The sequence below is a fragment of the Chitinophagales bacterium genome, from assembly GCA_019694975.1.
GTDB lineage: Bacteria > Bacteroidota > Bacteroidia > Chitinophagales > UBA10324 > JACCZZ01.
In genome coordinates this window covers 396,063-408,702 of the sequence record JAIBAY010000003.1, presented here as the reverse complement: position 1 = coordinate 408,702, position 12,640 = coordinate 396,063, and the positions used below count along the sequence as shown (strand labels likewise).

Annotated in this window: 10 protein-coding genes; 5 read left to right on the top strand and 5 right to left on the bottom strand. The window is 45.7% G+C overall.

Features of this window, described 5'->3' with window-relative positions; translation table 11 throughout:
• Positions 1–50: 50 nt before the first annotated feature.
• Positions 51–791 carry a 3'-5' exonuclease gene (locus K1X61_08065; GenBank protein ID MBX7108582.1) on the bottom strand — a complete coding sequence of 247 codons (741 nt, stop codon included), beginning with the start codon at positions 789–791 and terminating at the stop codon, positions 51–53.
• Between the two features lie 480 nt (positions 792–1,271).
• Here K1X61_08065 and K1X61_08060 point away from each other — a divergent pair, with 480 nt between their 5' ends.
• Positions 1,272–3,173 (top strand): hypothetical protein, encoded by a 1,902-nt coding sequence (locus K1X61_08060; protein ID MBX7108581.1) that lies wholly within the window; start codon positions 1,272–1,274, stop codon positions 3,171–3,173.
• Positions 3,174–3,283: 110 nt separating this feature from the next.
• Here the strand turns inward: K1X61_08060 and K1X61_08055 are convergent, their stop codons facing one another.
• Positions 3,284–4,840 (bottom strand): DUF853 domain-containing protein, encoded by a 1,557-nt coding sequence (locus tag K1X61_08055; protein ID MBX7108580.1) that lies wholly within the window; start codon positions 4,838–4,840, stop codon positions 3,284–3,286.
• A 243-nt stretch (positions 4,841–5,083) separates the two neighbouring features.
• On the opposite strand from K1X61_08055, the gene rlmN reads away from it, so the two are divergent.
• Positions 5,084–6,124, top strand: a complete 1,041-nt coding sequence (gene rlmN / locus K1X61_08050; GenBank protein MBX7108579.1) for a 23S rRNA (adenine(2503)-C(2))-methyltransferase RlmN — start codon at positions 5,084–5,086, stop codon at positions 6,122–6,124.
• Between the two features lie 141 nt (positions 6,125–6,265).
• On the opposite strand, the gene K1X61_08045 is transcribed toward rlmN, so the two are convergent.
• The gene (locus K1X61_08045) at positions 6,266–8,017 is read right to left on the bottom strand and encodes an amino acid permease (GenBank protein ID MBX7108578.1); all 1,752 of its coding nucleotides are present in this window, start codon (positions 8,015–8,017) and stop codon (positions 6,266–6,268) included.
• Positions 8,018–8,181: 164 nt separating this feature from the next.
• On the opposite strand from K1X61_08045, the gene dnaN reads away from it, so the two are divergent.
• Positions 8,182–9,300, top strand: coding sequence for a DNA polymerase III subunit beta (gene dnaN / locus K1X61_08040; protein ID MBX7108577.1), 1,119 nt, complete (start codon positions 8,182–8,184; stop codon positions 9,298–9,300).
• A gap of 75 nt (positions 9,301–9,375) precedes the next feature.
• Here the strand turns inward: dnaN and K1X61_08035 are convergent, their stop codons facing one another.
• Positions 9,376–9,825: a DUF5606 domain-containing protein gene (locus K1X61_08035; GenBank protein ID MBX7108576.1), complete on the bottom strand. Its 450-nt coding sequence runs from the start codon at positions 9,823–9,825 to the stop codon at positions 9,376–9,378.
• Between the two features lie 133 nt (positions 9,826–9,958).
• On the opposite strand from K1X61_08035, the gene rpsT reads away from it, so the two are divergent.
• Entirely contained in the window at positions 9,959–10,213 is a 255-nt protein-coding gene (gene rpsT, locus K1X61_08030) for a 30S ribosomal protein S20 (protein ID MBX7108575.1), read from the top strand.
• 291 nt (positions 10,214–10,504) lie between these two features.
• Positions 10,505–11,215 (top strand): DNA repair protein RadC, encoded by a 711-nt coding sequence (gene radC, locus K1X61_08025; GenBank protein ID MBX7108574.1) that lies wholly within the window; start codon positions 10,505–10,507, stop codon positions 11,213–11,215.
• Between the two features lie 12 nt (positions 11,216–11,227).
• Here the strand turns inward: radC and K1X61_08020 are convergent, their stop codons facing one another.
• Positions 11,228–12,382, bottom strand: a complete 1,155-nt coding sequence (locus K1X61_08020; protein MBX7108573.1) for an acyl-CoA dehydrogenase — start codon at positions 12,380–12,382, stop codon at positions 11,228–11,230.
• Positions 12,383–12,640: the final 258 nt, after the last annotated feature.

The following is a 12,640-nucleotide window of genomic DNA, read 5'->3' as shown; positions in this document are numbered from 1 at the left end:
CCGTGAAAGTTGTAATGCATCATTTCAGGCACTTCAGTCATGCATTAACATTAGCTGACAGCGCCGTCAACGACGTGGATGTTTTCCGGCTTTATCAGGGGCATTCCTTTGAAACGCAGTATCAGCTGCGCCACCGTCACCACATCCTTCTGACAATACTCGACAATCCGGCGCAAATCCTTATCTGTCCAGTAAACCCTTCCCACATCTTTTCCTTCTATATCATCTTTTGGCGAGGGTATGTTGAACAGTGCGGCAAGTAATCTTAAGGATGTGAAATGTTTGTAGTCGCCGAAACGCCAGAGTTGCATGGTGTCAACCATGAATACTTCGTAGGGTTTTTTGCCGGAGATGTCAAGCATGGAAGGCAATGGTATGCCCTGTATCAGCATCCGGCGGCAGAGGTACGGTACATCAAATTCACGGATATTGTGTCCGCAAAACTGAAAATGTTTAGACGGCGGATAGTGTTGCAGCAATGCTGAAAATTCAAGCAGTACTTTTTTTTCATCATCGCCATACATGGATTTTATCCGGAAGGCCCATTCACCGGTTTCCTTTTCTTTGATAAATAAGCCGACGGAAATGCAAATCACCTTGCCAAATTCAGCGTAAATACCGGCATGCTGGAAGTATTGTTCTTCCATTGTTTCGCCTGCCGATTTCAGCCGCTCTGATTTGCGGAGGTAAAGCTCTTTCAATTCATCCGGCAAGAGGTGAAACGACGCTTCACCGGGAACGGTCTCAATATCCAGGCATAACAGATGGCCCGGTTGCAGATGATCTAACATAATGGGTTCGATTTTAGGAATAGTATGATAATTATAGAATCGACCGGTAAATGTAAGCAGAGAATGTAAAAGTTGTACCTGCTGATTGAGGATCTTAAATTGAAATCAGTCCGCATTATTTAAGGCGGCTTGGAAGTGTTAAGTTAATTCATAACATTTGTGCCTGCTGATTGCCGGCTGTAATCCAAAAAGATATTGTGAAGTTGGGGGGGGAGCTGATATTTGGAAAGCCATCATCAGTACAGTACCTGAATTTTTATTCAAATGCAATAGCCGCTGTATCAGGCGGTGGCTGCTGCATTGGGTACTGTATTTTTCCATTGCAGCATCCATGATTACAGGCACAAGCACTCCCCGCTGTGTGTGGATGCTATGAATTAATGTGAATTCATTGCTGCAACAGGCCGGAAAGCAAAAGCACATGTGTGCCGCGTCTTCCGGAGGTTTCGCTTTGGATGCAGATGTGCTAAACACCAATTTATGCATACACCCGTTAAGGAAGCCCTGAAAGCTTTCTTCCTGCCGGTTGCGATAGCTTTCGGCTTTGCACCAGTTCTTGTACATGCACAGGACTATCATGTGAGTGTTAACGTGATCAGCAACATGCCCTATGTGCTTCCAGCCGGTTACTCCGGATTCGCTTCGAATGAAGCAAAGACCACCTGGCGTTACAACGACCCGCTTTTTGTGAACGCCACACAATCACTCTATCCTAAAATGATTCGTTGGCCCGGCGGAGCATCGGCCAAATTTGACTGGCACACCGGTGATATCCCTACAAGTTATATTGAACGCTCTGTGGAATTCGGCCTCGACGAAGCTGCATCCACAAGTGATGAGTATAAAGGGCAGGCCATCAACCGCAGCAAAGGCGGCACAAGTTTGCTTGATTTTTCTAACCTGATACTCGCACCACTGAATGCGAAAGCGATTATCGCAATCAACAGCATCACGGATATCCCTGCCTTTCCTGCCACTGATTTCACTGCTTCGGCCAGGGAACTTGCCGCCTATGTGCGCGACAACGGAATTCGTGTGGCCTATTTCGACCTGATGAATGAGCCTTACCTGCAGAAGAAAATCAATTTCTATGAAATTATTGCAGCGCAACTCGGCATGACACCTAAGACAGATGAACATCTCGGTCATTTCAACGGCCGTGTATATGTCGCCTGGGTTAAACTCTTTAATGATGCCATAAAATCAGAGATGCCGGATGCAAAAACGGCTGTGATGTTCAGTCCGGGTAAGCTGGTTTCAGTAACCTACAACGGAGAAACCGATGATGACTACTGCGGCCATTTTGACCAGGCCATTTGGGACTATGCTAAAAATAACGGCCCTTTCTGGGATGCGATCTCTTTTCACTGGTATCCTGCGGCAGCAAAGGATAATGAAACCACTGCTGATGCATTGAAAACACTGGCCGGCAATCCTCTATACCTGTATGAACTGATTCAGAACTATTATATCGCCAACAATACTACCTATGGCGGCAAGCCGGATATGCCCATTCTCATCAGCGAATTGAATGTGAGCAGTGAATGCCTGCTGCGCGGTACGCTGTATGATGCCGTCTTTCTTTCTGAAGTGCTTACCGGGCTCACACAATTTCCGCAGGTAAAGAATGTGGATATACAAAGCCTGGCGCCAAACAGCGCCTTAAGCTGGGGTTCTTTTAAATTGAAGAAAACACTCAACTGGCAAACTATTGCCAGTGATGCTTACTGCTCAACACCGGATAATATTCTTCCTTCGGTGATTCCCTTTGCTGCAAATGGATTGCTTTCATTTACAGATTATCCCGATCTGTCGCGTAAGGCCGGCCTTTTAGATTTAAGTGCCGTCAGCACACTTCCATCTGCATCGTCTGATCCGGCATTTAAAGATTATGAAGTTTATTTCAGCGCTCATGGCCGCGCTTTGCAGATTGTAAATGAAGGTTTGTCACAGGCACAAATGTCATACGGGGTGGATATATCCGGTGGCATGATGGCCATGGTGCAATATGGTCCTCAGCCGGTTTCACCGTTTGTTTCTGAAATTGGCAGTTCCATTACCGAAGGGGCATCCTTATGCATGCGTGCATTCCGCGATTATGATGGTACGGGTAGGCTGATCATCGTGAATAAATCAGCATCCGCACAAACCATTGATGTATCATGGGGAGGTAAACCTGTCACCGGCACGATCGTTCATGACTGGATCGGCGGCAGTGATTACCTGGCGGAGAATACAGACAATGATCAGGATGTTATTGTGCCGCAAACAGAAACGGTAACAGGCCAGGTACTCATCGGTCCATATTCAGTGAATGTATTGACACTCGGTTATTTTCCCAGGTCGAAAACACAGGTCGATATTATGCCTTATCCGAGATAAAACTTGTGGTGTATTCCGACTTTTCTGATTGCATGAATAAACGAAAGGAAGTTGTTGAGCCGAATAGAGGGGAAAACGGATCTGATAAGTAAGAAATCCGAAGTCAGCGTTTATCTCCTCGTTTTGCTCTTCAACCCTAATGACCCCAGCAGGCTGCGTGTTACCAGGCCTGCCACTGCAACTCCCATCGATCTCACCACAGGGCTTTTCAGGATTTTCTCAAATGAGCCCGGCTCTTCGCGCGTAGTTTTTTTCTTTTCTGCTTTCTCCGTTGATGCTTTTGTCTTTACATCGCCGTTACCGGATTCGGTTGCATCCTTCATGCGCCTGCTAAGCATCTCAAATGCACTGTCGCGGTCAAGCACCTGGTTGTACACGCGCACCAGCTGCGATTGCTGCACCAGTTTTTTAATTTCGTCATCAGTCAGTATATCCATCCTTGATGAAGGCGAACACATCATCGTGGCAGTGAGCATCGTGGGTATTCCTTTTTCATTAAGAGCAGTTACCAATGCTTCACCAATTCCCAGTTGTGTAAGCAACTCATCGGTCTTGTAATAAGCTGATTCGGGAAAGTTCTCTGCCGCCGTTTTAATCGTCTTCCGGTCGGCTGCGGTGAAGGCGCGCAATGCATGCTGAATCTTCAACCCAAGCTGGCTGAGAATCACTGCCGGAATATCCTGTGGATTTTGCGTACAAAAAATCACACCGACACCTTTTGAGCGAATGAGTTTGATGGTGGTTTCCAGCTGATCGAGTAATTGCTTGGAAGCATCACTGAAAATCAGGTGCGCTTCATCAATAAATAAAACCAGCTTTGGTTTATCCGCATCGCCGATTTCCGGAAAGGAGCTGTACACTTCGGCAAGCAGCGATAACATGAAAGTGGAGAATAGTTTCGGGCGATCCTGTATATCCGTTAAACGGATCACATTGATAAAAGCATTGCCATTGGCATCCGTACGCAGCAAATCGTGCGGATCAAATGAAGGTTCTCCAAAAAATCCCGCTGCGCCCTGTTGTTCCAGCTCAATCACTTTCCGAAGGATGGTGCCGGACGACACGGTGGAAACAGCACCGTAATCTTTTTCAATTTCAGCTTTGCCTTCGGCGGCAATATATTGCAGCACTTTTTTGAGGTCTTCCAGGTCAAGCAGCGGTAGCTTTTTATCATCGCAATATTTGAAGATCATGGCCAGTACACCTTGTTGTGTTTCGTTCAGGTCTAAAATCTTCGCCAGTAATACCGGTCCGAATTCAGAAGCGGTGGCCCGTAACCGAACACCCTCCTGTGCCGTCAGACTCAGCAACTCCGCCGGAAAGGAGGCCGGACTCCATGCGACACCGGTTTTTTTCGAACGCTCTTCAATCCTTGGATTCAGTGAACCCGCCATGGCGATTCCGCTCAGGTCACCTTTGATATCCATCAGCAGGGTAGGTACACCATTGGCCGAAAGTCCTTCTGCCAGCAACTGCAGCGATTTCGTTTTACCCGTGCCCGTAGCTCCGGCAATCAACCCATGGCGGTTAATTGTTTTAAGTGGAATTTTTACCAGGTGATTAGTCATGCATGCGCCATCAATCATTCCTGCACCCAAGGTGATAGCGGCGCCGGAAAACTGATAGGATGCATCCAGTTCTTCAGCGAACTTTTGTTGATCTGCCATTCAGAAATACATTTTATGCAATTTAGAAAAGGAAATTAAAGATTGGTTGATCCCTGGAGAATTAATTGCAGGCTGACCTGTTGACGAGCAGAAGATCCGGTATCGCAAAATTGGTTTTGGGTTCCTGACTACCATTAATGCATCAATTAAGGCCTGTTGTGTAGCACTAACTTGCTAATCCGGATTTTCTCTGCTCACGGAAGAGTACCGTTATTCCAGTACCTATTTCCTTATCTTTAATCCATGATTGCGTCAGCACAAAAAGATTTCCGCACCCTGAGTTTAGCGGATATTAAGTCATATCTCGAAAATGCAGGCGAGAAAACTTTTCGCGCCAGACAAATCTATGAATGGCTCTGGCAGAAAGGAGCAGGGTCATTTGAGGAGATGACAAACCTCTCAAAAGAACTGCGCAGTAAACTGAACGATGATTTTGTGATCAACTCATTGTCAGCTGATGAAAAGCAACAGAGCAGAGACGGAACGGTGAAGATGCGCTTCAAAACTTATGAAGGTTATTTTATTGAAGGCGTGCTGATACCGGCTACTGACCGCCTCACAGCCTGTGTTTCTTCGCAGGTTGGTTGTTCACTCACCTGTAAGTTTTGTGCAACGGGCAAAATGGGACGTAAGCGCAATTTGAATTTTGATGAAATATTTGACCAGGTAGTGCTCATCAACAGGGAAGCATTATCGGTGCATGGCCGGGGCCTTACGAATATCGTTTTCATGGGCATGGGTGAACCCCTTTTAAATTACGCCGAGGTGATGAAAGCAGTGGAGAAGATATCATCGCCGGAAGGATTGGGCATGTCTCCCAGGAGAATTACTGTTTCAACAGCCGGTATTGCAAAGATGATCCGCAAATTAGGCGATGATGAGGTGCGTTTCCGGCTGGCGCTTTCGCTGCATGCTGCCAATGATACGAAACGCAACGAGATCATGCCGATTAATGAAACCAATGATCTTGAGTCACTCATTGAGGCGCTTCACTATTTCGCCACGAAAACGGGTAACCGCATTTCTTTTGAATATATATTACTCGATCATTTCAATGATTATGTGGAGGATGCACGTCAACTGGCGAAGATCTGTGAACGTATACCTGCCAGGGTAAACCTCATTGAATACAATAAGGTGGAAAATGTTCCATTCCGGCGCGCTGCTGACGACAGAGCGCAGCATTTCTGTGATTTTCTCAATAACCATGGTGTCATTGCCACTATCCGGCGAAGCAGGGGCAAAGACATTGATGCAGCCTGCGGGCAACTGGCAAATAAATAGTGCCTTTAATTTTATCCAGGACGTTACCGATAGCTTGCACAGTATATCAGGAATGAGGTTATCTGTCAATGTGCAAATTGAGTCGCTGCAGATAATTTTACAGCCATGCTGCTGATGTCATTTTCTTCACACTTCAGCAAATCAACTTTGCTTACCTAATATATGCAGCCGGCTGTGATAAAAGCCATAAGAAAAGTAGATAGCCAATCCTATCACCAGCCATATCACGAAGCCGATCCAGCTTACATAATGTATTTGCGCCATCATATAGAAACAGAATATCAAACCCAGCACCGGTATCAGGGAGAGGCTATGGGTAAATGAGAAATAACTCAGGGCGAAGCAAAGCAGCACGAAGAGCCACATGGGAAAATTGGAAGCAATAACATCCCACCCGGAAAAATCAAGCATCTGATTTTTCCAGCCGGTGGCCTGCGTGAATACCAGGTACACAGACACTGCCAGCAATATTGGCAAAATGTACTTCGCGTTGATGTAAGGTGTTTTAAACTTGCCCTTAGGTGCATCCGGATCAATTTGCATTCTCAGCACGCCTCCGCAAACGAGCACAAAGGCAAATAAGGTGCCCATAGAGGTGAGATCCAAAACGATATTGGTTGGAATAACCAGTATTGGTATCACGACTACCAGCATGGTTACAATGGTAGAGAAGGAGGGTGTTTTAAACCTGCGGTGCACCGTGGCGAACTTATCAGGAAGTAAACCATCGCGGCTCATACTCATCCAGATCCTGGGTTGCCCCATCTGAAACACCAGCAAAACGCTGGCCATCGCTACAACAGCACTGATGGCAATTACACCGGATATCCAGTTAAGGTTTACTTTTTCAAAAACAAAAGCCAGCGGATCACCCACTGCCAGCTGATCGTAACTTACCATGCCTGTTAATACCAGCGCTATGGCCACATACAGGATCGTGCAGATGATGATGGAATACATGATGCTCTTTGGCAGGTCCCGCTCAGGGTTCACACATTCTTCTGCCGTTGTAGAAATGGCATCAAAACCAATATAGGCGAAAAAAACTGCGGAAACGCCGGACAATACACCGACAATGCCATTGGGCAGAAATGGGTTCCAGTTATCGGTATTGACATAAAAGACACCGATGGCAATCACAAGCAGCACGATGGTGAGCTTGATGGCGACCATAATGTTACTTGCGTTACGGGTTTCTTTAATGCCACGGTAGATGAGTGCAGTGATCAGCAAAACGATTGCTATTGCCGGCAGATCTGCAATCAGGTGGAAGCTGCCCAGTAAGGGTGCTTGTGTCCAGGCGAGGTAGGCTGTCTGCTGCGCAGTATTCAGCTCATGAAGGCCTCTGCCTGCAGCCATTTCCGCCGCTGCCGCTTTAAATCCACTCTGCGCTGAAAGGTAATCGATGCTTGCCCATTCGGGAACGTGAATGCCCTGAATGCCGAGAAAGGGAATGGTTATCTTATCGAGGAGACCGGTGAAATAGTCAGACCATGATACAGCCACCACCACATTACCAACGGCATATTCCATAATTAAAGCCCATCCGATAAACCAGGCTACCAGTTCACCGAAAGCAACATAAGAGTACGTGTATGCACTGCCCGACACCGGTACGAGTGAAGCGAATTCTGCATAGGCAAAAGCTGCAAATCCGCAGGCAAAAGCAGTGAAAATAAATAACAACACCACGCCCGGGCCACCGTTAAAACTTGCATTGCCGATTGTGCTGAAAACGCCGGCACCAATGATGGCTGCAATACCGAATGCAGTGAGATCGCGTACGCCGAGATGTTTTGATAAGGAGACGTGATCGGCATCGCTTTCTCCGGCCTTCACTTGTTTCAATATATAATCCACAGATTTTCGCCGGAAGAGCTGATTCAGATTCATGAAAATGTTTTTATGGAGTACAAAATGAGAAAAAAAATGGTGAGGACAAATTATAAGCAATCAGCGGAAGTTGTTCAGACTGATGTCCACAAGCTGTTAACTACTTAATTATACCATTTTTCTAAAATCATTATCTTGCGGGTCTTTAAAAAAATCAGGATCGTATGAAATTTATAGTGTCGTCAGGTTCATTGCTTAAACAATTGCAACTGATAGCAGGTGTGGTGAGTTCAAACACGGTGCTTCCGATTCTGGAAGATTTTCTTTTCGACATTAGGGAAAGCAAGCTGACGGTCTTTTCCACTGACCTGGAAACATCCATGAGTTCATCGCTTGATGTGGAAGCCAATGAAGAAGGAAAGATTGCCATTCCGGCCAAATTACTGATGGATATATTGAAGACACTTCCCGAGCAACCGCTGACTTTCACTATAAACGATGATAGCCTCGCCATTGAGATAACTTCCGATAAAGGAAAGTACAGGCTGACCGGCGAGAATGGCGATGATTTTCCCAGGATACCTGTTCCTGAAGAAACAAAGGAAATCAAATTGCCCTCATCAGTTATTGCCAATGCCATCGGTAAAACATTGTTTGCAGTAGGCGCCGATGATATGAGGCCTGCAATGACCGGTGTCAACTTCGAACTTTCGCCGGAAGGCATCACTTTCGTGGCAACGGATGCACACCGTTTGGTACGGTACAAGCGACTGGATGCAAAGGCAGTGAAATCAACGTCTTTCATTGTTCCGAAAAAAGCCCTGCAATTACTTGGGAATGCATTGCCTGCCGAAGAAACGCAGGTGAAGATCTCTTACAACAGCTCGAATGCCTTTTTTAATTTCGGTTATGTGAAACTTATCTGCCGCCTGATTGATGCACGTTATCCCGATTATATGGCTGTAATTCCGACGGAGAACCCTAATAAACTCACGATCAATTCCGGTGATCTGCTGAGTTCATTGCGCAGGTTGGTGGTATTGTCCAACAAAACAACACATCAGGCTACGTTGAAAATGAGCGGCAGTGAACTGAGTATCAACACGCGCGACATAGATTTTTCCAATGAAGGGAATGAAACACTTACCTGTCAGTATGATGGCGAAGACCTGGAGATTGCCTTCAATGCGAAATTTGTCATCGACATGATTGCTTCCATGAATGAGGAAGAGGTTCAGTTTGAATTTTCAACTCCTTCCCGTGCATGCATCATGACTCCGGTAAATAAAAAGGATAACGAAGACCTTTTGATGCTGGTAATGCCGATTATGGCCAACAGTTGATAGGCTGAATTCCTGCCTGAAGCAAATAAGCGCTCATTGCTAATAATGCGCAGTTAAGCGATGTAGTGGAAATATTCACGCTTCTGCTTCCTTACCGCTTTTATCTTCGGCGGTATCAGCAATTTCCGGCTCTTCTGCACTTGGAATGGAATCATGCTGCCTGAGCAACTGGTGCCACTTAATCATCTTTTTCATATCACTGAAGTGCACCCTTTCTTCATCATAATCGGGAATGATTTGCCTGAAATAGTTTTTCAGCGTTTCAGGATCTGATTTTGGGTCGGGAAGTGGCAGCGTGCTTTCCTGCTTATGCATCTCAGCCAATACATTTCTCAGGCTGATTGTTTCGTCCTGGCTCCTGTAAACGGATATGTTATCAAGCGATGAAATACCATGAATGCGCGACGAAACGAATTGTGTTTTGCCATCTTCCAGGGATTTTACCACAATGCCGTTTCCCTTCGTGGAAATTAATGAATGAAGGCCGGGAAGGCCACTGATGGACAGGATGTCTTTAAACTCCATGAAGTATCGTTTTTTTTGCGTCTCAAAAGTAGTGATAAAACCGCGTCCGGCAATTGAAATAATGCAGGATTTGATTTTGTAAATAAGCGGATTGGGTTATCTTTGCGTCCTCAAAAATTAAAAGTAAAGTTCAATGGCAAATACCAGGAATGCGAAAAAAGCCGATCGCCAGGCAAAGAAAAGAAGGGAACATAACCGCTATTTTGGCAAAACAACCAGGAATGCCGTAAGGGATTTGCGTGCTGTGGATACCAAGGAAGAGGCAAAAAAATTACTTCCAGATACCGTAGCTATGATTGATAAGCTGGCAAAACGTAATATCATCCATAAAAAGAAAGCAGATAACCTCAAGTCAGGGCTGATGAAGCGGATGAATGGATTGAAATAAACTTTGTTTTCGTAAGATGCAGAGGTGTAGCTGAACAGTTGCACCTCTGTTCTTTTTATATCAACTCCTGTTGCCCGGAAATCCATCGCCGGCTTAATCACCGGTGATCTAATCACACTGCAAGTTCAGCAAAGCAGCAGGCAGCTATTTATTTATTATGAGGGGCTATTTCATTTAAAGCAGGAAGCAGGAATAAATTATTTTCCTTTATCAACGGCCTCGCTGCAATTCTGAAAAAATCATTACCTTTTCCATTCTTATATCTTATATACTATGGCAAAAAAGGAAGGAATGCATGCGGGATTATATCCCGAACCTGCAGGTATCAGGAGTTGGGCAGAAGAAGACCGGCCACGGGAAAAGCTGATGATTAAAGGCCGGCATACACTCACCGAATCAGAACTGATTGCGATTTTACTGCGTACCGGTTCCCGCGACAAAACTGCCGTGGATATCTCTATGGAACTACTGAGGCGGTCAAACTACGACCTCGCCGCACTGAGTAAGTTAGGTGTTCATGAGATACTGGCTATGGGCATTCAGGGTTTGGGAGCCACCAAAGCAATTACTATTGTTGCGGCGCTGGAACTGGGAAGAAGGCGACAGATGTCGGCGGTAAAGGAAAAGGAAAAAATTACCTCAAGCCGTGATGCATTCGATATCCTTTATCCGAAGATGGCAGATTTCATGTATGAAGAATTCTGGATTTTACTATTAAACCGGGCCAACAAAGTGATAGGAGCAGAACGCATCAGCGAAGGCGGCTTAACCGGAACGGTGGCCGACCCGAGAAAGATATTTAATGTAGCTATCAAGGCCGATGCCACGTCGCTGATACTTTCTCACAATCATCCTTCCGGTAACCTGCAGCCCAGCCAGGCCGATATTGAGCTGACTAAAAAAATGAAGGAGGCAGGAAAGACACTTGAAATCACTGTATTTGATCACCTGATCATCGGCGATGGCAGCTATTACAGTTTCGCAGATGAAGGCATGATGTGATGCGGTGAAGGTTTATTTAAGAATGGAGCGCGATATAACGATGCGTTGCACTTCACTCGTTCCTTCATAAATCTGTGTGATTTTAGCGTCGCGCATCAGTCTTTCCACATGGTATTCCTTCACATATCCGTAACCGCCGTGAATCTGTACCGCTTCCACCGTCGTTTTCATCGCCACTTCTGAAGCAAATACTTTGGCTATGCTTCCTGATAAGGTATAGTCAAGATGTTGATCCTTCTCCCAGGCAGATTTAAGGATAAGCAACCGTGCAGCTTCAATTTCTGTGGCCATGTCAGCCAGCTTGAACTGAATAGCCTGGTGTTGTGAAATTTCTTTACCAAAGGCCTTCCGTTGTTTGGAATAGGCAAGTGCCAGTTCGTAAGCACCGGAAGCGATGCCCAATGCCTGCGAAGCAATACCGATTCTGCCGCCCGCCAGTGTTTTCATTGCGAAGCGGAATCCGAAACCATCTTCTCCAATCCTGTTCTCTTTCGGAACCTTCACATCCTGGAACATGATAGAGTGCGTGTCACTTCCCCGTATACCTAACTTGTTTTCTTTTGCACCCACCGTTACTCCCGGCCATGCTTTTTCCACTATAAAGGCATTGATGCCGCGACTTCCTTTTGCCACGTCAGTCTGCGCAATAACAAGATAAACGGAAGCCGTGTTGCCATTTGTAATCCAGTTTTTAGTGCCATTCAGCAGGTAGTGATCGCCCATATCTATTGCAGTGGTGCGTTGTGAAGTGGCATCACTGCCGGCTTCCGGTTCTGAAAGGCAAAAGGCACCAAGATAAAGAGCACCCTCTTTCATGCCGCGAGCCAATGGCACCAGGTATTGCTGTTTTTGTGCTTCAGAACCATACGTCTCCAGTCCCCAGCATACCAGCGAATTATTGACCGACATGCAAACCGATGCAGAGGCATCTACTTTGGAAATTTCTTCCATGGCAGTGACATAGGAAATGGTATCGAGGCCACTACCCCCGTATTCATCGGATACCATCATGCCCATAAATCCAAGTTCAGCGAGTTGCTGCACCTGCTCTAACGGAAATTTTTGTTTCTCATCACGCTCAATCACACCGGGCAACAATTGCTGCTGTGCAAAATCACGTGCTGCTTTCTGAATCATCAGGTGCTCTTCGGTCAATTGGAAATTCATCGGCTATGTTTTTCTGAATGGTGGTAAAAATAGAAATCTTTCGCTAAAGACTTTTATCCTTGTCCGGTAAGCGGAGACTTTAATAGAGCAATCTGCATTTACGAGATTACCATTGGAGTGCATGCATTTTATGTGACAGGATAATACTTTTAATAACACTGCTTTTCAGTGTCAAAGCCATTCAATTCATGCATTACGGCTATTTTTGACGGCAAAGTCCTGAAATCTTTACGGCAAACAACATTGATCTTCATGACG

Coding starts and splice junctions, on each gene's coding strand:
- K1X61_08065 (MBX7108582.1), bottom strand. CDS start 791: ATGTTAGATCATCTGCAACCGGGCCATCTGTTATGCCTGGATATTGAG.
- K1X61_08060 (MBX7108581.1), top strand. CDS start 1,272: ATGCATACACCCGTTAAGGAAGCCCTGAAAGCTTTCTTCCTGCCGGTT.
- K1X61_08055 (MBX7108580.1), bottom strand. CDS start 4,840: ATGGCAGATCAACAAAAGTTCGCTGAAGAACTGGATGCATCCTATCAG.
- rlmN (MBX7108579.1), top strand. CDS start 5,084: ATGATTGCGTCAGCACAAAAAGATTTCCGCACCCTGAGTTTAGCGGAT.
- K1X61_08045 (MBX7108578.1), bottom strand. CDS start 8,017: ATGAATCTGAATCAGCTCTTCCGGCGAAAATCTGTGGATTATATATTG.
- dnaN (MBX7108577.1), top strand. CDS start 8,182: ATGAAATTTATAGTGTCGTCAGGTTCATTGCTTAAACAATTGCAACTG.
- K1X61_08035 (MBX7108576.1), bottom strand. CDS start 9,825: ATGGAGTTTAAAGACATCCTGTCCATCAGTGGCCTTCCCGGCCTTCAT.
- rpsT (MBX7108575.1), top strand. CDS start 9,959: ATGGCAAATACCAGGAATGCGAAAAAAGCCGATCGCCAGGCAAAGAAA.
- radC (MBX7108574.1), top strand. CDS start 10,505: ATGCATGCGGGATTATATCCCGAACCTGCAGGTATCAGGAGTTGGGCA.
- K1X61_08020 (MBX7108573.1), bottom strand. CDS start 12,382: ATGAATTTCCAATTGACCGAAGAGCACCTGATGATTCAGAAAGCAGCA.